Here is a 21,572-nt window from a genome sequence, read left to right as displayed (position 1 = left end):
CCTTCCAGGCTACGAGCGCACCCGGGTCGCTGCCCGGTGCTCTTCGCCGGCCTCAGGAGTCGGTGCGGAAGGTGAAGCGGACCTTGCCGACCCAGATCTCGTCGCCGTCGGCCAGCACGGCGGCGTCCACCGGCAGCCGGTTGAGGTAGGTGCCGTTGAGCGAGCCGCCGTCGACGAGCACCCACCGGCCGCCCTCCTCGCGCAGCTCGGCGTGCACGTGCGAGACGGTGACGTCCTCGACCACGATGTCGCAGTCGCGGCCGCGCCCGATCGTGGTGCGCGGCATGCTGATCGTGAACCCCGCCCCCGCGTCGGGCCCGCGGCTGATCACGAGCCGGGCACGCCCGCTGTGCGCCTCGGGCGCGCGTGGCGCCGGCACCTGCTGCGCCGCCGTGGCGGGGACCGACCAAAACCGGGTCGGCTCGTCGATCCGAATGTCGTTCATCATCAACCTCCTCGCGAGCAAGCGAAAACGCCGCGGCGGGCGACGTTGTCCGGGTGCGGCGACCAAAGCCAGCATGCCCGGATCCGGCCGTCGCTCGCCAGGACCTTCGTCCTCACTTTCGAAGCCCGGCGCCCGGCCCGCCGGCGACCCGGAAAATGGATCGCGGCAAGATCACCCGCTTGGCCTGCGGGCCTGGACCGGCATGACGGCCGAAGAGTTCGACGGCCGTGCACGGCTCGTGGAGGCCGAAGGACGCCCCGAGATGCCGGGACCCGAGCACCTGCTCACCCGCATCGTGACGATGAACGGCGCACTGGTCTTGAACTCCCCCTGCCGCGATGGTCGCGGGCGGCAGGGGGAGGAAGACGCGGACGTCGCAGTCACAACCGCAATCGCGATCACCGGCAGATCAACAAATTCCGACCGGTCGAAGTATCGATACTCTGCCGTGCCTGAACGGCGCGCCAAGGACAACCGAGAACCGTCGCCTCGAAATCGCGACAGCCCACTCAGGGAACCCTGTATTGCCCCCAGCAGCTCTCCTTAGCGCTTGCCGCGCTTGCCGCACTTGCCGCAACAGCCTCCGGCGACGCGACGAACGACCCGCCGATGTACACGGCAGCAACCAACGACGTGACGCCACAGAGAAATCGAATCACCCGTAGGGCGGAACTCATTTGGTGATACTCCAGGAGTTTCTTGAAGAGATGACAGACACCGAGCGACCTTTAGTCGCCCGTTCGAAGTAAATATCAGCCCCACTCCTGGGCTTGAAAATCGGGGGTCGCGATCATCGCAGCCAACAGCGGTCGGCTACGCTTGCCCGGTTTGCCGCACAACCGGCTCCTTGACCAGGACGGTCAGCGGTGGCCGAGCTCCGCGAGGCGTTCCTGGATGGCGACCCAGCCATCGTTTCCGCAGCTGCGGTACAGATCGCTGGCCCGCTCCCATCCCTCGACGCTCGCGTCCCGACTTCCGGCCGAGTACAACGCGGCGGCCAGCAGCTCCAACGCCCGGGCCTCGGTTTCGACATCGTTCGTCCGCCAACAAATCCGGACGCTCTCCCTCGCGTACTCGACGGCCTCGGCGACTTGCCCCCTCCGGAAGTGCGCCGTGCCGAGGACGCAGATCGCCACCGCGAGGGAAACCAGGTCACTGCTGCGCCGGTGGCAGACCAGCGCCTGCTCGCCGAAATCGATCGCCACCTGCAGATCACCGCGATCCAGGTGGAGCTGGCTGAGCTGCCCGAGGACTTCACCCGCGCCGTGGGCATTCCCCACTTTTCGATGCAGTGCAAGGGATTCGTGGTATAGGACGCTTGCTTCCGCATAGTCGGCCTGCTTGTGCCGCAACTCTCCGAACCGACGCAGCGTTCCGGCGCGGGCGAACTCGAATCCGTGCAGGAGCTGGACCTCGAGCGCATCCGTGAACAGGCGCTCGGACGCATCCCAGTCATTGATCCGAAACCGCTGACAAGCCATGTTGTGCAATGCCACCGAAGCCCCGAGCACGAGACCGAGAGACCGGCATATGCGATAGGATTCCGAGAAGTGGTCGTAGGCCCGGTTGAACTCGCGGATGCTCAGGCAGATGTATCCGATATTGTTCAAACAGATGCATTCCCCTTCTCGCTCTCCGAGCGCACGCGTGGCGGCGAGAGCCAGCCCCAGGGAATCGAGGGCTTCCTGATACCGACCGAGGCGCTTCAGCGGCTCGTTTATGGTGTTCGCCAATCGCCAGGTGTACTGGTCCTGGCCGTGGTCCGCGGCAACCCGAACCATGGCCAGCAAGGCACGTCGTTCCTGCAAGAACCACCGCATCACGTCCTGGTCGTCTTCGAACTCCTTCGGCGTGACCTGGTCGTCGAGGGGAAGCATCGGCACGCCCGGGCGGTACGGGAAGAGCTTCGCCTCCGCATTTCCTGCCGTGTGGAGGTACCAGTCCAGCATTCGGAGCAGCGCTTCCGCGCGGTCGACGGGATCCTCGTCCTCCTCGGCCCGCTCGGCCGCGAACTCGTGAATCAAGTCGTGCAACTCGTAGTGCTCGGCCTTCTGCTCGATCAAGTGCGAGTTCACCAAGACGTCCAAGTCTTCGCGAGCCTGTTGCGGCGTCGAGCCGGTCAATGCAGCCGCGGTCTCCAAACCTGTCTGCGCAACGGGATGCAGGCCGAGCAAGCGGAACATCCGCCTCGCGAGCCCGGGAAGCGTCCGGTAGGACAGCGCAAAGCTCGCTCGCACACTCGTGTGGTCACCGTTGGGGCTGTCCCCGACCTTGAGGATCCGGTGCTCTTCGCGAAGAAATCCGGCGATGTCCGAGAGGGAGACCTCGCGGCGTTCCCGGGCGTAGTGACCGACGATGCGCAGCGCCAGCGGAATTCCGGAGCAGAGTCCGACCAGCTCTTGGACCGCATCGGGTTCCCGGTCGCAGCGGACACCAATGGTTTCGCGCAACCAACGCGTTCCCGTCGCCTCGTCCAGCAGCGGAACATGGATCTCCTGAGCACCGTGGTGCAGAAGCAACCGATCTAGATGGTGCCTGCTCGTGACGAGGATGACGGCCTCGTGAGCAACATCCAGCAGCGGCTCGATCTGGCCCACATCAGCGACGTTGTCGAGCAACAACAGCATGTGGCGGTCACTCATGAACGTGGACAACTGCGCCCACTGGTCGCGAGTGTCGCCCAAGAGGTCTGCGGACACGCCGAACGAGGACAGCAACGCGCGCACCAGATCCGCGCTGCTCAACGGGGGATGGAGCGAAAAGCCGTTCATGTCAAGGTAGAAGTCGCCCCCTGCGAACTGCTGACGGACGTGGTGCGCCCAATGCACGCTCAGCGCGGTCTTGCCGATCCCGGCAGTACCCACCAGCACGAGCAGCCCTGCACCGGTGCCGTTCTCGGTGTACTCGTCCAGCACATCGACGAGATCTGCTCGTCCACCGAAATCACGTAGATCCCGAGGCAGCTTTCTGGGCGGGCCGCTGGACTGCGGCGCGATGTCCTCGCCCCCTCGCCGGGGCGACGGGATCGGCAACCGTATCTGGTCGAAGAAGGTGCGGAGTTCGTCGGCTTCTTCGAGCAGATCGTGCGATTGCAGAAGCCTCCGCTGGTGGAAGAAGTACTCGGTCGCCTCGTAGTCGCGGTCCGCTGCCCGCAAGGCCTGGATCCGCTTCTTGGCGAGGGTGACGTTGAGCTCGTGCTCCGGTTGCAGTTCTTCCGTCGTCGCCAGCACTTGCTCCGGGTTGCCGAGCGCCAACTGGCTTTCCATCAACGTGTAGTGGGCGGGCATGACCAGCGTCGCCAACGCTTGCCGCCGAAAGGCGTCGGCCAGATCCGTGTCGAGATCGACGAGCGGCGGTTCCGCCGAAAGTTCGAGAGCTTCTGGAAGCAGCTCGCAGACCAACTCGTGATCGCCGTGGCGAGCCGCGCGCTGGGCATCCACGAGGAGGTCGCGCACGTAGTGGTAGTCGACGCGTTCGCGGTCGATGTTCAACCGGTAGCCCGCGTTCACGTTCTTCACGGTTGCGGACGACTCCATCGTGTTCAAGACCCCGCGGAGCCGGGTCACGTACGTTTGAAGCGTCTTGGCGTGCCGGGCCGGGTCCGCTTCCCTGCCCCACAACCAGTCGACCACGAGGCTGATCGGGATCGTCTTCCCCGGCCTGGTCAGAAGAACTCCCAGCAGACCGCGGATCTTCGTCGCCTGCCAGTCGTCCTGCCACGTTCCGGCCAACCGCAGCCGCACTTGGCCGAAGATCTTGAAGTCCACCAGCGCCCCTTTCGCTGGTCGCCCTCCCCCTGTGCATCGAGTGTGCGCGATCTCGTAATCGGCCACAGCATCCGATCGCCGTAAGTACCTACTCCATTACGGTTCCTCGCCGCGGTCGGCCATCGCCAGCACAAGCGTTCTGCAAGCGAACTGGCAACGTCCCGACATCGCGCGGAACACGCCAAGCCGGCGCGAAGTCACCGCATGCCCGACGGAACGAGCGACGACCCTCCCAGCTGCCGATTCGACCGGATCGGCCAGTTCACCGAAACCGGATCGTCAAGTCCGCCCCGCCAACGTTGGGTTCGTCGGCCGCGTTCCCGGCCGACGAGCGACAAGCGGAGGAATCATGGCCAACAAGATCGTAGTCGCCGGGGTCGCCAGTCTCGCGATCAACGTCGGCGTGCAGGATCCGACGCGCATCACCAGGGAAGGGCCTTGGTACCCGCGCTGGCTGGAGTCCGGTGTCGGCGGCGCGGGCGGGCACATCGCGACGATCCTCTCCGGGCTCGGCGACGACGTCTCGCTGTGCACCGTGGTGGGCGGCGACCGGACCGGAGCGCTGATCCGCCGAGAGCTGGACGACAGGAACCTCAACGGACCGGAGGTCGTCGAGGGCGCTTCGTCCGCGCTGGCGGTGGTGTTGGTCGCGCCCAGCGGCGACCGGGTCGTCTACTCCCACATGACGAGCATCGCTGCGGTCCAGTACCCCGTCGAGACGTTCCAGGACGCCGTGCGGGGTGCCGACCTCGCGGTCCTGACCAGTACCGACTTCACCCGACCGCTGCTTCCTGCCGCGGTGCTGCAAGGTGTGCCGATCGCCGTCGACGTCAACGTGATCGCCGACATCGACGATGACCGCTACGGGCCGTGGCTCGAAGTGGCCGACATCGTGTTCTGCAGCCACGAGCGGTTGCCGTGCCCGGCCGAGGAATGGATAGCGCAGGTGTTCCGACGCTACCCGGGTTGCCTGCTGACCGCGGTGAGCAGAGGTGGCCGCGGCTGTCTGCTCGGGTTACGAGATGGGCGCCTGGTCCAAGCCGACGCGGTGGCTCCGCTCGGGGTGTGCAACACCTCGAGCGCCGGGGATTCGCTCTTCGCTTCGTTCCTGCACAGCTGGTTGGCGACCGGCAATCCGGTCGAGGCATTGTCCGACGCCGTCGTCTACGCCGGCTGGCGCATCGGGCACCGGTTCCCGTCCGGGGTGCTCCTCGGCGAAGCCGACCTGGCGAACTTGCGGTCGCGGAATCCGGTGCGGGTCAAGCTCTCCCGGTGGGACCGGACTCAGCCTGCGCCCGCCAGTCCGTGAGGCGTCGGCGCAGCACATCGGCGGCGGCATCGCCTTGGTGGTCGAAGTGACGGATCGCCGCCGCCAAGTGCTCCTCTGCCGCTGCGGCATCGCCTTGGGACCGGTAGAAGTCGGCCCACGCCTGATGGGCGAATGCCGTCCCCTCGACGGAGCCGATGGTTTGCATCGCCGTTTCCCCGGCCGCCAGCCAGGTTTCAGCCTCAGCGGTGTCACCGACCCGGACCAGCGCTTCGCCTAGGACGAGCTCCGCGCGAGCGGCGTTGTACGGGTCGGATTCACGAGATGTCGCGAGTTCGCGCTGCGCCTCGCGTAACAGCGCGATCCCCTCACCGGTAGCAGCTGAAGCGACCTTGGCCTGGCCGACGACGAGCAACGACAGGATCGCCTTGCGTTCCCTGCCCAACGCGGCGAAGCTCGTGCGAGCCTGCTCGGCGAAGCTCACGGCCCGCTGGTGATCTCCAGCGGCGAGCGCGATCACCGACTGAGCATCCCTCGTGTTCGCCACCCCGTACTCGTCACCGAGCTCGCTGAACACCTCGAAGCATCGATGAAGCAGTTCATCGGCCTCCGCGCGCCGCCCTCTCAAGTTGTGCAGCAACGCGAGCCTCCGTGTCGCCCGGCCCTCCCACTCCAAGTCGCCCAGCTCCTTCGCCGACCGCACGGCGAGCTCATCGACGACCAATCGCTCCTGGTGGTGGCCCGCATAGCGGAAGAGCGGCCACATGACGTATGCCAGGTACCACGCCGCAGCCCACCACCGGCGGTCGACAGCCGTCCGGATGCAGCTGATCATGTTGGCGCACTCGGCCTCCAACCAGGCCAGCGCGGCGGCACGCTCCTCGAACACCTTCCCAGCGACTTCCGGATGGGTGAAGGGGTATTCGGCTCCTCGCAGGTGCGGGGTGAGGAGCCGGCATGCGCCTTCCGCGCTGCGGATGTAGCTCTCGACGATGCGAAGCAGCGCAGTCGACCTGTCCTCGGAGGAGTCCTCCTCACGGGCGCGTTCTCCAGCGTGCAACCGGAGCAGGTCGTGCAGGCGGTAACGGCCCACGTTCACCTCTTCGAGCAGGTGGGCCTCCAGCAGAGCATCGAGGTGCTCGTCGAGCACCGCCGGCGGAAGATCCGTCGCCGCGAGCACCGTCTCGATGCTCATCTCCCGACCAGGATGCATGCCCAAGGTCCGGTAGGTGCGACGTGCTTCCGCGGGCAATCCGTTGTAGGACAAGTCGAACACCGAGCTCACCGAGACCTCCTCTTCCCGCGAGAGAATCCGCAACCGACCGCGTTCGTGCTGCAACTCGGCCACTGCCTGCGCCACGCCGTAACGTGGCCGGGAAGCCATTCGCGCCCCCATGACGGAGAGCGCGATCGGCAGACCGCCGCACAGATCGACCAGCCGGCCGGCCTCGGTCTCAGCGGACCGCACCCTGTCGTCTCCGATGGTCCTGTCGAGCAGCCGAACCCCGTCCCCGGTGCTGAGCGGGGGCACGAACACCAGCTGCGCGCCGTCCATCCGCAGGGAAGCCAACTGCCGACGAGCCGTGACCAGCACCATGCTTCGCGGTGACGCGGGCAGCACGGTGCGAACCTGCGCAGCGGTCCATGCGTTGTCCAGCAGAATTCCTATCGCTTTGTCCGCGACCAAGGACCGCCACCAGGCCGCCCGCTGTTCGAGGTCGGCCGGCACGGCCTCCGCCGGGACGCCGAGCGCCCGAAGCCAACCGCCCAGTACCGCTCCCGGCGCAGCGGGCTCCCCGCCGTCCCCGGCCGCCAGATCCGCGTAGAACTGACCATCGGCGAAGCGTTCCTGAGCCGAGTACATCCACCGGAGGGCCACCGCGGTCTTGCCCACCCCGCCCAGCCCGGACAGCACGGCGAGACCGCCGCGATCACGGCTCGACGTGTACGTCTGCTCCAATGCCGTGAGCTCGCTGTCCCGGTTGGTGAAGTACGCGGGCGGCGTCGGCAACTGGCGTGGGATCACAGGTTCGGCGGAGGCGAACTGGTGGAAGTGAATCCCGCCGCTCACGCTGCCCGCCTGGACCACGGGACCTGCGACGCTCCCGGTGAGCAGGTTCTCCGCGGCCGAGATCGCATCGCGACCGGCCCGCCTCTTCCCCCACGACGACACGTGCACCCCACCTCCACATGCACCCGCACGAAGCTAGGAAGCCCAACCTTCCCACCATCCGCCGCAGATCTGCCATGACAAGTGACGTGATCGCCTTCGCTTTCTTCCCACTCAACCCAACCGGGTGTGTTCGACGAGGCAATTCCGCAAGATGCGCGCTGCCCCAGCGTCGACGGCCACTGCAACGAACCGGAGCCCGGAACTCACTTCCCTGGGAAGTAATTCCGGACTCCGGAACGGCCGGCAATCCGACGACACCTCGCAAAAGAGAACTCCCCCTGCCGCGGGGGAGTGGGCGGCAGGGGGAGCGTTCTGGGAGTCTTACTTCACGGCTCCCATGGAGAGGCCCCGGACCAGGTGGTTCTGGGCCACCCAGCCGATGATCATCACCGGTAGCGACGCCAGGAGGGCCGCCGCCGACAGCTGGGCCCAGTACAGGCCCTCGCTGGTGATGAAGCCGACCAGGAACACCGGCACCGTGCCCGCCTGGGCCGCCGTCAGGTTCACCGCGAAGAAGAACTCCGTCCAGGAGAAGATCACGCAGATCAGCGCCGTCGCCGCGATGCCTGGTGCCACCACCGGCAGGATGACCTTGAACAGCAGGGTCGGCAGCTTCGCGCCGTCCACGCGGCCCGCCTCCACCATCTCCTTCGGCACTTCCAGGAAGAACGAGCGCATCATCCAGATCGCCAGCGGCAGGTTCATCGCCGTGTAGAGGATGACCAGCACCCAGACGTTGTCCAGCAGCTTCAGGTTCTGCGAGATCACGTACAGCGGGATGATCGCCGCGACGACCGGCAGCATCTTGGTGGACAGGAAGAACCCGAGCGCGTCCCGGGTGCCCGGCACCGCCGCGATCGACAGCGCGTAGGCCGCCGGGACCGCCATCAGCAGCACCAGCAGCGTCGACACCACCGTGACGAACGCCGAATTGCCCAGGTACGGCAGGAAACCGCGTTCCAGGACGCCGGCGAACTGGTCCAGCGTCGGGGTGAACACCAGCCGCGGCGGGTCGGTGTAGGCGTCGGCCTCCTGCTTGAACGCCGTGAGCACCATCCACAGCAGCGGGAAGACGAACAGGATGGCGACCAGCCAGGTGAACGCGGTCAGCGCCCACCTGCCGGCCGGGTTTCCGGCACGCATCATCGCACCTCGCTCACGCCGAAGGTCCGGAACATCAAGCGCAGCGCGAACGTCGCCACGATCAGGGTCAGCACGACGACGATGACGCCCATCGCCGAGGACTGCCCGATGTCGAAGCCCTCGAAGGCGCGCTGGTAGATGTAGTAGGGCAGGTTCGTGCTGGCGGTGCCCGGGCCGCCCTGGGTCATCAGGAAGATCGCGTCGAAGCTGTTCACGATGTAGATCGCGCCGAGCAGGATCGCCAGCTGCAGGTAGCGGGTCAGCTGCGGCAGGGTGATCGACGCGAAGATGCGCCACCGGCCCGCGCCGTCCACCGCCGCGGCTTCGAGCACCTCCTTGGACTGCCCCTGCAGGCCCGCGAGGATCAGCAGCATCATGAACGGCGTCCACTGCCAGACGATCTGCGCCATCACCGAGGCCAGCGGGAACTCCGACAGCCAGTCGGTGTCGCCGCCGAAGACGAAGTTCAGCAGGCCGAAGGTCGGGTCGAACATCGTCGTCTTCCACAGCAGCGCGCCGGCCGCCGGGAGGATCAGGAACGGCGTGATGAGCAGCGTGCGGACCACCCCGCGGCCGATGAACTGCCGGTCCAGCAGCAGCGCCAGCCCGAGGCCGAGCAGCATCGCCACCAGCACGCAGACCACGGTCAGCAGCACCGTGGTCAGCATCGCGCCGCGGAACTGGCTGTCGGCGAACACGTCGACGTAGTTGCGCAGTCCGACGAAGTGGCGGGAGCCCGGCCGCACCAGGTTCCAGGACTGGAACGAGTAGATCACCGTGAGCACGAACGGGATCTGCGTGACCAGGATCGTGAACAGCAGGGCGGGCAGCAGCGGGGCCCGGCGCAGCCAGGCGGTGCCGGACCACTTGCCGACCGGCTTGCGCGCCTGGGCGGGCATCGTGACAGGTGTCGTGGCGGTCTGGGTCATCTGGTCTCCCGGTATGCCGCGCCGACCGATTCGGCGTACTCCTGGGACTGCTGGAGCGCCTCGTCGACCGTGATCTGCCCCGCGATGGCGGCGGACAGCTGCTGGCTGACCCGCGTGCCGAGGTCCTGGAACTCCGGGATGCCGACGAACTGGATTCCCGGGTACGGCACCGGGTGCAGCATCGAGTTGCTCTGCTGGGCGCGGTCGATTCCGTCCAAAGTGGCCGGTGCGTAGGCCTGGGCGGCCTGCTGGTACTCGGGGATCTGGTACGTCGACAGGCGGCAGCCGGGCGGAACCCGGTTCCAGCCGAAGGTGGTGCCGACGTTGCGCACGAACTCCTTGTCGGTCATCCAGCGCATGAACCGCCAGGCGGCGTCCTTGTCCTCGGCGACCTTCGGCATGGCCAGCGACCAGGTGTAGAGCCAGCCGCTGCTGGCAGTGCGCTCGACCGGGGCCGCGACGTAGCCGGACTTGCCGACGACGTTGCTGCTCTCCGGGTCCTCGTTGGTGCCGGCCATGACCGTGGCGTCGTACCACATCGCCGCCTGGCCCTGCCCGTAGCGCGTGCCGCATTCGGAGAAGCCCGCGCTCGACGCGCCGACCTCGCCGTGCTCGCGCACCAGGTTCACGTAGAACTCGGCGGCGGAGCGGAATTCCGGCGACGTCAGCTGCGCGTTCCAGTTCTCGTCGAACCAGCGCGCCCCGAAGGTGTTCGCGACCGTGGTGAACGGCGCGAGGCTCTCGCCCCAGCCCGGCTTGCCGCGCAGGCAGATGCCGGACACGCCCGCGGCCTTGTTGTCGAGCCTTGCCGCGAAGTCGGCGATCTGCTGCCAGGTCGGGCGTTCCGGCATGGTCAGCCCGGCCTGCTCGAACAGGTCCTTGCGGTAGGCCAGGAACGACGACTCGCCGTAGAACGGCACCGCGTACATCGAGCCCTGGTGGGACAGCGAGTCCCGGATGCTCGGGATGAAGTCGCCCGGGTCGTAGCCCTCGCTGCCGTCGATGTAGGGCTGCAGGTTCTCCAGCCAGCCGTTGGCCGCCCACTGCGGCGTCTCGTAGTTGCTGATCATCACCACGTCGAACTCGCCGCCCTCGGTGGCGGTCGAGGCGGTGATCTTGGCGCGCGCCTGGTTCTCCGGCAGCTGCACGAACTTCAGCTTGATGCCGGGGTTGTCCCGCTCGAACTGGTCCGACAGCGCGATCGCGTCCTCCATCTGCGGGTTCGACACGATCGCGACGACCAACGTCCGCCCGCCGGAGCCCAGCGTCCCGGCGCCGGCACAGCCGGTGAGCGTGAGCAGCGCGGCGCACGCGAGCAGCGCGAGCTTCCTCATTCGCCTATGCATCAACGCCTCCCGGCAGCACCTGGACCTTCAGCCCGGCACCGCTGCGCATCAGGTCGAGCGCCGCGGGGAACTCCTCCAGCGGCAGGGTGTCGGTGAGCAGCGCGGCGGTGTCGATCGCACCGGAGGCCACCAGGTTCAGCGCGGCACCGAAGCTGTTGAGCACCGCCATGGAACCGACGATCTTGATCTCGTCGTTGTAGATCCGGAACGGCGAGAGCGACACGCGGGCCTCTTCCGGGGCCACGCCGAACACCAGCAGCCGGCCGCCGCGGCGCAGCGAGTCGAAGGCGGCTTCGATCGCGGGCGCGGCACCGGTGCAGTCGACCGCGGCGTCGAACCGCTCGTCGAGCTCGGCGACGTCGGTGCCGACCGCCACCGCGCCGAGCCCGATCGCCCGGCCCAGCCGCGCCTCGTTGCGGTCGACGACCGTGACGTGCGCGCCGCCGCGCTGGAGCAGCTGCTGCATGAGCAACCCCATCGTGCCCGCGCCCACCACGAGGAACCGCTCGCCCGCTTCGACGCCGATCTGCCGGACGCCGTGCACCGCGCACGACACCGGTTCGACCAGCGCGCCCTGCTGCCAGGTCATCTCGTCCGGCATCCGGTAGCAGGTGGCCGCCGGGACGGCGACGTACTCGGCGAACGCGCCGTCCACGGTGTCGCCAGTGGCGTTCCAGTTCGCGCACAGGTTGCCGTGGCCGGAGCGGCAGGGCGTGCAGTACCCGCAGAACAGCGAGGGATCCACCGCGACCCGGTCGCCGGCCTTCCAGTCCCCCGGCACCTCCGCGCCGATCTCGACGACCTCGCCGGCGAACTCGTGGCCCGGCACGATCGGGTAAGGCGTGGGTGGGAAGTGGCCGTCGGCGATGTGCAGGTCCGTGCCGCAGATCCCGCACGCACCGACCTTGATCACCAGTTGCCCGTCCCCCGGCTTCGGATCCGGCACGTCGCCAACCCTGATCGAACCGGGCTGGTCGATGATCGCGGCGCGCATGACACTCCATTCCGGTCTGCTCATATGAGCGCATTTGATCGCGGGCGTCCCGCAATACGCGGAGCATTCAAGGACTTCATGCCGAGATACGTCAACCTTTGGGCCGGATTTCGAGCTATCTTGCTCATATGAGCACCAAGAGGATCCGGATGACCGACACGATCACCGCGGCGTCGATCGCGCACCGGTTCTACGTCCAGGGCCGGTCCAAGCTGGAGATCGCCGAGGAGTTCGGGATCAGCCGCTTCAAAGCGGCGCGCATCCTTGCCGCGGCACAGGAAACCGGCCTCGTCCGGATCGAGTTCGACCTGCCGGTGCCGGTGGACCTGCCGATGTCGGACGAGGTCCGCGCCGCCTACGGGCTCCGCCGGGTCATGGTGCTCAATCGAGCGGAATCGAAGGCCGACCGGCCGGAGCTGCGCCGCCGGATCGGCTCGCTGGCGGCGCGGCTGCTGACCGAGCTCGCCACGCCGGACGACGTGATCGGCCTGGCCTGGGCGCGTTCGGTGAACGCGATGGCCGAAGCCGTCGATTCCCTCCCGAAGTGCCCGATCGTGCAGCTGTGCGGGGTGCAGGCGGGCATGGACATGCGCGACCGGTCGGTGGAGACGGTGGGCCGGGTCGCGGCGGTCGGCGGCGGCGACCCCTACCCGATCTACGGCCCGCTGGTGCTGCCGGACCGCCGGACCACCGACATCCTGCGCAAGCAGCCGGGCATAGCGGAGACCTTCGACCAGTTCCAGCACCTGACCAAGGCCGTGGTGAGCATCGGCGCCTGGCAGCCGGGCGAATCGACGGTGTACGACGCGCTGACCCCGAGCGAACGGGACTCGATCGGCCGGCGCGGCGCGACGGCGGAGATCGCGGCCCGCCTGTTCGACGAGAACGGCAACGCCCTGTCGACCGGCCTGGCCCACCACGTCCTGGCGATCACCCACGAACAGCTGCGCCAGGTCCCGGAAGTGATCGCCCTCGGCTACACCGAACCGAAGGCGGAAGCGATCGACGCGGTCCTGCGCTCCGGCATCGTCACGACCCTCATCACCGACGCGGTGGCGGCCGAGCGGATCCTGGAACTGGCCGCCGAGCGCCCGCCCGGATGACCGGCCGATCCCCCGCGCAAGGCGCAGTTCGTTGCGCGAATTATCAAGGCGTCCGATGTTAATCTGGCGGCGTGGGCAATCAAGAAGATGGCCAGATGGGAATGGCGGCCGCGCTGGTGCGGTCCGCGTTCCTGGTGGATGCCGTGTACGCCAAGTCGGGCCGGGAATACGGGCTGACGCCGCAGCAGGGGCAGTTGCTGTGCGTGCTGATGTCGCGCTCGCGCGGCATGAGCGAACTGGGGTCGATGCTGGGCCTGGCCAAGTCGAGCCTCACCGGCCTGGTGGACCGCACCGAGCGCAACGGCCTGGTCCGCCGCGAGCCGGATCCGCAGGACACGCGCGCGGTGCGGGTCGCGCTCACCGCACAGGGCAGCAAGCTCGCGGACGAGTTCTACACCGAGACCTGCAGGCGGATCGAGGAGCTGCCGGCGAACCTCGGCCCCGCGGAGCGCAACACGCTCGCCGACCTGCTGGGCCGCGTCGTGCTGAGCAACGAGGTTCCGGTGATCTTCATGGAATCGGACGAGGGCACCCGCGACAGCTGATCCGCACATGATGTGTCCCGCGACACAATCCTTTGAGTTCGTGGTACGAACTATTATAGTTCGTACCACGAACTCGATCTTTTGTGGAGCGTGGAATCATGAGTCGTACCGTCGCGGTAATCGGCGGAGGCTACGGGGGCGCCGCGGTCGCCAAGGCGCTGCAGTCCGAGGCCGACGTCGTCCTCATCGACCCCCGGGACGCGTTCGTCAACGCGGCCGCATCGTTGCGCGCGCTGGCCCGGCCCGACTGGGCGGGCAACATGTTCTTCCCCTTCGAAACGCTGCTCACGCGGGGCGAGGTGATCCGCGACCGCGCGGTCTCGGTGGACCCCGGCGGCGTCACCCTGGCCTCGGGCGAGCACGTCCCGGCGGACTACATGGTCCTGGCCACCGGCTCCAGCTACGCCTACCCGGCCAAGCCCGGCTCCGACTCGGTCGGCGACGCGCTGGACGACCTCCGCCGGACGAACGAGGAACTCCGCCGAGCCGGCAAGGCGCTGATCCTCGGCGCCGGCCCGGTCGGCCTGGAACTGGCCGGCGAGATCAAGGACGCCTGGCCGGACAAGCACGTGACCATCGTCGACCCGGCCCGGGAGCTGCTCCCCGGCTTCGAGCCGGAGGTGGTCGAGGACCTGCGCGGCCAGCTCGACGCGCTCGGTGTCGACGTGCGCCTCGGCACCGGCCTGACGGCGGCGCCGAGCACCGAGCCGGGCCGTGCCGGTGCTTTCACCGCCACCACCACCGGCGGCGACGAGATCACCGCCGACATCTGGTTCCGCGCCTACGGGACGAGCACCAACAGCGACTACCTCGCCGACGGCAAGCTCACGACCCGCACGCCGCAGGGCCAGGTGCCCGTCACCGAATTCCTCAACGTCGTGGGGCACGACCACGTCTACGCGGTCGGCGACATCACCGACGTCGCCGAGGCCAAGATGGCAGCTCACGCGATGCAGCACGCCGAGGTGGTCGTCAAGAACATCTCCGCTCAGCTGAGCGGAGAACGCCCCGCGGCGACCTACGCTCCCCAGCCGTCCCTCTCGATCCTGCTCCCGCTCGGCCGCAGCGGCGGTGTCGGGCAGCTGCCCTCTCCCGAGGGCCCGACCGCCGCGCCGGCCGCGATGGTCGCCGAATACAAGGGCGCGGACCTGTTCACCGGCCGCTTCATCGAGCAGTTCGGCCCCACCGCCTGAACGCAGCGTTCCCGCTCGCAGCCGGCGTCCTCAAGACCATCCCAAGAGGACATCCACACCGCGACTCCGTCGACGCGGCCGATGCGCCCGGCGGCCAGGGGCCGAAATCGTCCACTCTGGACAAACGCAACGCGCGACGAGGATGACCGTTGGATCGGCGGTTCCGTCGACCAGTGGGTCGAGGAGCTGACCGGTGCCGTGCTCGAACACGGCGCGTCGGGCTTCACGCTGTTCTCGGCGGGCGGCGGAACGCAGGACGGCGTTTCCCTCGGACTCTGGGCGGGCGAAATCGTCCCGGCCGTGCGCGAAGCGATCGCGAAGGCCCGATGATCAGTGGCCTCGCCCCGCTCGGGGCGAGGCCACTGGAGCGATGGATGCTGTCCTCCGCCGCCTCCTGCGAACACCCAACTGCAGCTGAAATCTGTCGGGCCTGCGTGATTGCTCGGCGGCATGACCGAACGCGCGAATCACGCCCGACCTCGTCCGCCGCTGATCGGCATCGATGCGATCGCAGACCGGATCGAGACGGACCCGTCGCACCGCCGACTCGGCCGGGGCAGCGTGGTTATGAGCCACGCCAACAACGCAATCATCCTCATCGCGAAACCGCCCGTCCCCGCCGCGTGAGGCTCGTGAGCGAGGCGAGCCGGCGGGATGGCGCGCATAGCCGAAACCGTCCGGTGGCGCACGTTTCCCGTTGACTCTTCCAACGGGCAACGGGAAACGGCTCTATTTCCCGGCTCCGGAATCCGAATCTCCGCCACAATCCTCCGGCGAACGGCGCGCGGCCGTGCCGAACCGGATTTCCCTCCAGGCGTCGAGGACTGCGATGAATGCGGCGGAGAGCACCAGCACCAAGGCGAAAAGCTCAACACCGGAAAGGGCGATGCCGGCGAGGACGATCGCCGCCCACACCAGCACCGCGGTGAACACGGATGCGAGCATCACCCGTCCGAGCGACCTCGCCAGTGGTGGATTGGGCTGTTCGGGTATCGATTCTCGGACGAGCTCGTCCTTGATCATCTCTTCTCCTAAGGTCTGCCGGTGGCCCGGCCTCCCAGTCGCCGGACCGGCACGTTTCACCGTGCGCGAAAACCGGTCGGGACCAACAGCCGTTTCCCGTCGCCCGCTGAACCGGGCAACGGGAAACCCGGAGGACGATGTGACTGAACAGCCCACACTGTTCGGGGCAGAGCTTCGAAGACTGCGCACCGCGGCCGGTCTTTCGCTCACTCGAATGGCCGCGCTGCTTCATTACAGCAAGGGCTACGTGAGCAAGATCGAAACCGGCGGGAAACGGCCGACACCGGATTTCGCCCGGCGTTGCGATTCGATCCTCGAAGCCGGTGGAGAACTCGCGAGCCTGGTTCCCGCGCGGTCTTCCGAAGCATCGCTGCCCGAGGTGAACGGCGACGGTGAGGTGTGGTTGATGAGTCTCGACTCAGGCGGGAAGAGCTGGTTCCGGCCGATGGACCGGCGGCAGGCGCTGGCGGCGGGCGCGGCTTCGGTGCTCGCCTTCGGCATGGGCGGCGGTCACGCGATCGCCGAGGACAGCACGGTCTCGACGTTCCGCACCATGTTCGACCAGTTCCGCAGGCTGGGGCAGACGGCGAGCCCCTCGGTGGTGCTGCCCGCGCTCATCGCGCAGACCCACACCCTCCGCGAACTCGCCGCCCGCGCCAGGCGTCCGAAGGCCCGCGGCGAGCTCTTCGCGTTGAACTCGCGGTACGCGGAATTCGCCGGGTGGATGGCGCAGGAATCGGGAAACGACCAGGCCGCGCTGTGGTGGACCGACCGCGCGGTAGAGCTGGCCGAAGCCGGCGAGGACCCAACGCTGGCCGCGTACTCGCTGGCCCGGCGCGCGCTGGTCGCCATGTACCAGCGAAACGCACAGCACACGATCGACCTGTCGCGCCAAGCGCAAAGCGGCGCGACGACCCCGCGCATCCGCGGTTTGGCCGCTTTGCACGAGGCGCAAGGCCATGCGCTCGCCAGTGACTACGACTCGTGCATGCGGGCACTGGACCACGCGCGCGAAATGCTGAGCGCCTCGCAACCCGAAGCCGGGCCGGTGCTCGGCACGACGAACCTGGCCGACCCGGTCGAGATGATCCACGGCTGGTGCCTCCACGATCTCGGCCGAATCCACGCCGCTACGACGGTTCTCGACCGCGAGGTCCAACGCCTGTCGCCGCAGGCACTTCGCTCTCAAGCGCGTTACGGCGTGCGCCGCGCATTGGCCCACGCCTCGGCCGGCGACATCGACCACGCCTGTGCTCTGGCCGGCCAGATCCTCGGTGTCGTCGACACCGTCGGCTCGGCGACCATCATCACCGACCTCCGCCAGCTGAGCCACGTTCTCGCCCGGCACCACCGGGTTCGGTCAGTCCGCGAGCTGCAACCCCGGCTGATCACCTCGTTGCACAACCAGTCCATCTGAGAAGTCCCCAGGCGCCATCCGTGCCGGAAATGAGGTACCTCCATGCCAAAAATCTTCGTCAACTACCGAACCGACGACTGCCACCAGGCAGCGGCGCACATCGAAAGCTACTTGTCGGGCAGGTTCGGCAGCGAAGAGGTGTTCCGCGACAGCAAGTCGATCCGGCCCGGTGACAACTTCCGAGCGCGTTTGCAGGCCGCGTCGCTCGACGCCCGCGCACTCCTCGTCCTGATCGGCCCCAACTGGGTCACCGCGACCGACCAGAGCGGGAACCAGGCCCTGGCGAGCGAGAACGACTGGATCCGCAAGGAGATCTTGAACGCCATGGAGTCCGGTGCCCGCATCATCCCGGTCCTGTGCGGGCGCGGGCTGCCGCGGCTTCCGGCCGCAGCACTGCCGCCGGAGTTGGCCCCGCTGGCCGACCTCCAAGCGCTCGACTTCGACACCGGAAACGCCGAGGCCGGGCTGGTGCGAATCGCCGCCGAGCTCCTGGACCTGGTGCCGGGGCTCGTGGACCGGGCGGCGAAAGCGCCTTCATCCGAAGGCGTGTACAACTCCATCACCGGCCATGTCGGGAGCGCCATCCAGCTCCGCGACCTGCACACCGGATCGATCACCACCACCACGTTCAACGGCCCGACGGGTCCGGTGAGCAGCGGCGCGGGTGACCAGAACAATTTCTACGGCGACGGCGCGAACTACATCGCGGGCAAGAACACCGGCGGAATCCGCCAGAAGTTCGGCTCGAAGCGGGAGCGGGGTGAAGACCGGTGACCGAAACGAACAACGAATTCCACGACACGCAGGGAAGCCCGATCCACGCCGGATCCGGCGATCAGAACATCAACCCGATCTACTTCACGATCCACGAGAGCGTCCAGGAGCAGGCTCGTGGGCCGCGGTTGACGCTGAAGGACGACCTGCGTTGGCTCAAGAGCCGGTTCGAGCCGCCGCAGAACTTTGGTGCTGCGCGGGAAATGTTGCGGCAGTCCCGCACCGTCGTGCTCACCGGGCCGCTGGGAAGCGGTCGGCGCACAGCGGCGAAGATGCTCCTGAACGAGCTCGCCGACGACCACACCCCCTTCACCGTGCTCGACGACGAGGCGCGCACACAGGATCCGGGCCTGGACAAGTTGAAGGTCCAGCCGGGCCACCTGTTCGTCCTCGACCTCTCGGACAGCGGCGAAGACGTGTTCCACGCCCGGCAACGAGATCTCCTCTCGTTCCGCACGATCCTCCAGCAGCGCAACGGCTATATCGCCGTAGTCGTGCCCGATTCCCGCAAGCACCACCTGGATTCGGACCTGGCGCAGTTCGAGGCCAGGATCGACCGGCCGCGCGGTGCCTCGGTGCTGCGATGGCACCTGGAACAGGAGTCGATCTTCCCCTCGGTCCAGCAGCTGGCCTCGGAGGAACTCGCACGCAGCCTGTCCGCACCGATGTCGGAGATCGCCAACCTCGCGCAGATGGTCGTGCTCGCCAGGGACACGAACCGCAGCGGCGACGTCGCAACGTGGCTCAGCGAGGCGGTTTCCGCCCGGATCGACCGCAGCAACGAGGTGGCGGAGCAGCTGAACAAGGTGTCAGGCGGTCGGCAGCGCACGGTCCTGCTCGCCGCGGCGATGTGCCGCGGAGCATCAAGCGACGCCGTGTTCTTCGCCTCCCACCGCCTTGTGAGCGCGTTGAGCCTCGACGGACGTGAGGAGCCCCGGATGGAACAGGAGGGCTACCGCACCCAACTCGTCGATCTGAGCATCGACGTCGCGCCGAACAACCGGATCGAGTTCAGCCGGCTCAGCTATGACCGGGCGTTGCGGGAGCACTTCTGGGACAACTACCCAGATCTCCGGGAGCCGTTCTGCCGGTGGGTGGACGACATCATCCGCATCGAGCAGTTCACCAGGCGGGACCGGGAGAACCTGGTGGACCGGTTCGTGGAGCAGGCGCTACGCACCAACTCGCCGGGGCACGTGAAGTGGCTGATCGACCGGTGGGTCTTTCCCAGGCAGCACGGAGCGTCGAATGCACTGCGCGACTACGGTGTGCGAGCTCTCCTGCGCGGTCTGAGGAGCGAGCGCCACGGTCACTTCTTCCGGCGTCTGGTGTACGACTGGTCGCGGCGCAACGACCTTCCCGGTGACGTCGGGCAGATCGTTGTGGACGTGTGCACCGAGGTGATCGCGCCGACCTACCCTGAACAGGCCCTGGTGCGGCTGCACCACCGGGCCCGCAACGAGGACGGCACCGGCGCCCCGACGGCGTACCAGGCGCTCGTCGAGCTGACCTCGCGCGATCCGATACTGCTGCGGCTGCTGCTCGACAGGCTCACGACGGGCCTGGCGAGGCAGCAACCGTGGCCCGTCGACCACTTCCTCTTCCTCGCCATCGCGGATCCGGTGCGGCTGGCCGACTCCAGCATGCGTTCCCAGCCTCTCGCGGCAGATCACACGATCCGCTTCCAACTGAGTTCCTGCTGGCGTGAGACCATGCTCGCTCGTCCAGACCTCGTCGTGCAGCGCGTCTGCCACTGGCTCGACGCCGCCGGCCGGACCGCGCCGCACGATCTGCTGCTCGGCATCCTGGTGGACGCGGCGAGCCAGCACCTCCACTTGCTCGGTTCGCTGCACGTCCTCGCGCGCGATTGGAGCCGGACCACGAGCGGGCGCGCCGATGTCTTCGTCCGGTTGTCCCAGCTGATCGACATGGCGCAGGGCCTGCACTCGACCGACTACACGTTCGACCACGTGCCTGAGGAGGCCGTTCGATGAGCAAGGAAAACCGGATCCTGTACGGCGGCCTGACGCTGGCGGCTGCCGTCCCGCTCCTGCTGGGTCTGCTGCTGGAATGGCCGGCCTGGGTCACCGTGCCGCTGTTCGGAGCGATTCTGTACGGGGTCTACCAGAAACTCATGCACGGGAACAGGACGACCAGCGACCACGTCGGCGTGGTCCTGGACCGGATTGGCCTGTACGGGGACAACCCGGTGCGCGCCCTGACGGCCCACCGCTTCGCGCGGCTGATCGAAGCCGCCGGAAATCCCGGCGTGGCCGAAGAAGTCCGCCAGAAGTTCGACGCACCACGCCCGCTCTAGGGCCGAGGTGAACGGCCCGTTCGTCCCGCCCACCGGAGCGAACGGCCCGTTCACCTCACCGCCCGAGAAGCTCACTTCGCTCACCTCCACTGGAACGAGCATGAGGCCCTGCGTGACGTGAGGGTCAAGCCGTTCTGGGCGCATCCACGTGACCGCCGAAGAACCCGGTCAGTTCGCGGACCACCGCATCCGGCTGTTCCTCGGGCACGTAGTGGCCGCTGCACCGCACCTCGACGACGCGAATGTCCGTGCCCTTGTCCGGCCCCATCTGCGCACGCAACGCCGGATAGCTGGACTCTCCGGCCAGGGTGAGGATCGGGAGCTCCACCGGGGCGTAGGTGGCCAGCGCGGCGACGTCCTGTCGCATCGTCTGGTACCAACCGTTGCCCGCGCGGATGGCGTCCGGATCGTCGTAGGCGTGGGCGTAGACGCGCCGCGCGTCCTCGTCGACGGACGCCTGGTCCAGCAGCATGTGGCCGTACAGCCAGTCGATCAGGTACCGGAAGCGACCGGCCAGGAGCTGCTCGGGCAGGCCGCGGAGCTGGTTGAACGCGAACCACCACGGGTAGCCGCCACGGCCCACCTCCAGCGCCGCGGCCTGGTCGTCGGATCCCGGCAGCATGGTGATGTCCAGCCACGAGGCGTCCGGGACGCCCATGTCCACCGTGACCAGCCTCCGCACCGCTTCCGGATGGCCGGCCGCCAGGTGGTAACCGACCGAGGCCCCGATGTCATGTCCCGCGACAAACGCGGACTCATGCCCCAGGTGCCGGATCAGCTCGCGGATGTCGCGCGCCATCGTCGGTTTGTCGTAGCCGGACTCGGGCTTGGCCGACGATCCCATCCCACGCAGGTCGACCGCGGTCACCCGGAATCGGCGCGCCAGCTCGGGCAGCACCTTGCGGAACTGCCACCAGGTCTGCGGCCAGCCGCCGAGCAGCACCAACGGTTCGCCGCGCCCGCCGGTGACGTGGTGCAGCCGGGTGCCGTTGACGTCGGCGTGTTCGCTCGTGAAGCCCCCGTCCAGCGAGGCGGCCAGTTCGGCATCGGTAGGTACGGCGTTCACAGCGCTCCTTTTGTTGAATGATCATTCCAGTAAATGGGCATGGAAGTACCCGACCCGAGAGCGCGTCAGA

Annotated in this window: 20 protein-coding genes; 11 read left to right on the top strand and 9 right to left on the bottom strand. The window is 67.7% G+C overall.

Going from position 1 to position 21,572, the window contains the following annotated elements; all coding sequences use genetic code 11:
* Positions 1 to 52: 52 nt before the first annotated feature.
* Entirely contained in the window at positions 53 to 448 is a 396-nt protein-coding gene (locus tag AC07FN_RS36845; RefSeq protein ID WP_478399803.1) for an FHA domain-containing protein, read from the bottom strand.
* Here AC07FN_RS36845 and AC07FN_RS36840 point away from each other — a divergent pair.
* Positions 435 to 992, top strand: coding sequence for a hypothetical protein (locus AC07FN_RS36840; RefSeq protein ID WP_478399802.1), 558 nt, complete (start codon positions 435 to 437; stop codon positions 990 to 992). The two genes, AC07FN_RS36845 and AC07FN_RS36840, sit on opposite strands and share 14 nt — an antisense overlap.
* Before the next feature lie 313 nt (positions 993 to 1,305).
* Here AC07FN_RS36840 and AC07FN_RS36835 read toward each other — a convergent pair whose 3' ends face one another.
* Positions 1,306 to 4,212, bottom strand: coding sequence for an AfsR/SARP family transcriptional regulator (locus AC07FN_RS36835; protein ID WP_478399801.1), 2,907 nt, complete (start codon positions 4,210 to 4,212; stop codon positions 1,306 to 1,308).
* Positions 4,213 to 4,561: 349 nt separating this feature from the next.
* Here AC07FN_RS36835 and AC07FN_RS36830 point away from each other — a divergent pair, with 349 nt between their 5' ends.
* Entirely contained in the window at positions 4,562 to 5,521 is a 960-nt protein-coding gene (locus AC07FN_RS36830) for a carbohydrate kinase family protein (RefSeq protein ID WP_478399800.1), read from the top strand.
* Here AC07FN_RS36830 and AC07FN_RS36825 read toward each other — a convergent pair.
* The 5 genes from AC07FN_RS36825 to AC07FN_RS36805 all read right to left on the bottom strand — a co-directional run bounded on the left by AC07FN_RS36825 (position 5,472) and on the right by AC07FN_RS36805 (position 12,064).
* Positions 5,472 to 7,652, bottom strand: coding sequence for a tetratricopeptide repeat protein (locus AC07FN_RS36825; RefSeq protein ID WP_478399799.1), 2,181 nt, complete (start codon positions 7,650 to 7,652; stop codon positions 5,472 to 5,474). The two genes, AC07FN_RS36830 and AC07FN_RS36825, sit on opposite strands and share 50 nt — an antisense overlap.
* A gap of 321 nt (positions 7,653 to 7,973) precedes the next feature.
* Positions 7,974 to 8,798, bottom strand: coding sequence for a carbohydrate ABC transporter permease (locus AC07FN_RS36820; protein ID WP_132491930.1), 825 nt, complete (start codon positions 8,796 to 8,798; stop codon positions 7,974 to 7,976).
* Entirely contained in the window at positions 8,795 to 9,694 is a 900-nt protein-coding gene (locus tag AC07FN_RS36815; protein WP_478399813.1) for a carbohydrate ABC transporter permease, read from the bottom strand. The genes AC07FN_RS36820 and AC07FN_RS36815 overlap by 4 nt, the downstream gene beginning before the upstream one ends.
* Positions 9,695 to 9,720: 26 nt before the next feature.
* On the bottom strand, positions 9,721 to 11,058 hold the full coding sequence (locus AC07FN_RS36810) for an ABC transporter substrate-binding protein (RefSeq protein WP_478399798.1): 1,338 nt from the start codon (positions 11,056 to 11,058) through the stop codon (positions 9,721 to 9,723).
* A gap of 4 nt (positions 11,059 to 11,062) precedes the next feature.
* Positions 11,063 to 12,064: a zinc-dependent alcohol dehydrogenase family protein gene (locus tag AC07FN_RS36805; protein WP_478399797.1), complete on the bottom strand. Its 1,002-nt coding sequence runs from the start codon at positions 12,062 to 12,064 to the stop codon at positions 11,063 to 11,065.
* A gap of 128 nt (positions 12,065 to 12,192) precedes the next feature.
* On the opposite strand from AC07FN_RS36805, the gene AC07FN_RS36800 reads away from it, so the two are divergent.
* The 5 genes from AC07FN_RS36800 to AC07FN_RS36780 all read left to right on the top strand — a co-directional run bounded on the left by AC07FN_RS36800 (position 12,193) and on the right by AC07FN_RS36780 (position 15,532).
* Positions 12,193 to 13,167, top strand: a complete 975-nt coding sequence (locus AC07FN_RS36800) for a sugar-binding transcriptional regulator (RefSeq protein ID WP_478399796.1) — start codon at positions 12,193 to 12,195, stop codon at positions 13,165 to 13,167.
* A 95-nt stretch (positions 13,168 to 13,262) separates the two neighbouring features.
* Positions 13,263 to 13,712 (top strand): MarR family winged helix-turn-helix transcriptional regulator, encoded by a 450-nt coding sequence (locus AC07FN_RS36795; RefSeq protein WP_478399812.1) that lies wholly within the window; start codon positions 13,263 to 13,265, stop codon positions 13,710 to 13,712.
* Between the two features lie 98 nt (positions 13,713 to 13,810).
* Complete coding sequence (locus AC07FN_RS36790) at positions 13,811 to 14,905, top strand: NAD(P)/FAD-dependent oxidoreductase (RefSeq protein ID WP_478399795.1); 1,095 nt, start codon at positions 13,811 to 13,813, stop codon at positions 14,903 to 14,905.
* Positions 14,906 to 14,986: 81 nt separating this feature from the next.
* Positions 14,987 to 15,235, top strand: coding sequence for a hypothetical protein (locus tag AC07FN_RS36785; RefSeq protein WP_478399794.1), 249 nt, complete (start codon positions 14,987 to 14,989; stop codon positions 15,233 to 15,235).
* Between the two features lie 120 nt (positions 15,236 to 15,355).
* Complete coding sequence (locus AC07FN_RS36780; RefSeq protein WP_478399793.1) at positions 15,356 to 15,532, top strand: hypothetical protein; 177 nt, start codon at positions 15,356 to 15,358, stop codon at positions 15,530 to 15,532.
* Between the two features lie 102 nt (positions 15,533 to 15,634).
* Here the strand turns inward: AC07FN_RS36780 and AC07FN_RS36775 are convergent, their stop codons facing one another.
* Positions 15,635 to 15,838, bottom strand: coding sequence for a hypothetical protein (locus tag AC07FN_RS36775; RefSeq protein WP_478399792.1), 204 nt, complete (start codon positions 15,836 to 15,838; stop codon positions 15,635 to 15,637).
* Positions 15,839 to 16,142: 304 nt separating this feature from the next.
* Here AC07FN_RS36775 and AC07FN_RS36770 point away from each other — a divergent pair, with 304 nt between their 5' ends.
* Genes AC07FN_RS36770 through AC07FN_RS36755 form a run of 4 tightly spaced genes read left to right on the top strand, consistent with a single transcriptional unit; the run spans position 16,143 to position 20,436 of the window.
* Positions 16,143 to 17,345, top strand: coding sequence for a transcriptional regulator (locus tag AC07FN_RS36770; RefSeq protein ID WP_478399791.1), 1,203 nt, complete (start codon positions 16,143 to 16,145; stop codon positions 17,343 to 17,345).
* A 42-nt stretch (positions 17,346 to 17,387) separates the two neighbouring features.
* A complete protein-coding gene (locus tag AC07FN_RS36765) occupies positions 17,388 to 18,119 on the top strand; it encodes a toll/interleukin-1 receptor domain-containing protein (protein WP_478399790.1) in 732 nt (243 codons plus the stop codon).
* On the top strand, positions 18,116 to 20,113 hold the full coding sequence (locus tag AC07FN_RS36760; protein WP_478399789.1) for an nSTAND3 domain-containing NTPase: 1,998 nt from the start codon (positions 18,116 to 18,118) through the stop codon (positions 20,111 to 20,113). The genes AC07FN_RS36765 and AC07FN_RS36760 overlap by 4 nt, the downstream gene beginning before the upstream one ends.
* The gene (locus tag AC07FN_RS36755) at positions 20,110 to 20,436 is read left to right on the top strand and encodes a hypothetical protein (RefSeq protein ID WP_452616822.1); all 327 of its coding nucleotides are present in this window, start codon (positions 20,110 to 20,112) and stop codon (positions 20,434 to 20,436) included. Before AC07FN_RS36760 ends, AC07FN_RS36755 begins: the two co-directional genes overlap by 4 nt.
* 124 nt (positions 20,437 to 20,560) lie before the next feature.
* Here AC07FN_RS36755 and AC07FN_RS36750 read toward each other — a convergent pair whose 3' ends face one another.
* Positions 20,561 to 21,502 (bottom strand): alpha/beta fold hydrolase, encoded by a 942-nt coding sequence (locus AC07FN_RS36750; RefSeq protein WP_478399788.1) that lies wholly within the window; start codon positions 21,500 to 21,502, stop codon positions 20,561 to 20,563.
* Between the last annotated feature and the right edge of the window lie 70 nt (positions 21,503 to 21,572).

The sequence above is a fragment of the Saccharopolyspora sp. NPDC045941 genome (assembly GCF_056431445.1).
The sequence above is the reverse complement of the archived record's forward strand: the minus strand, read 5'-3'. Positions and strand labels throughout refer to the sequence as shown.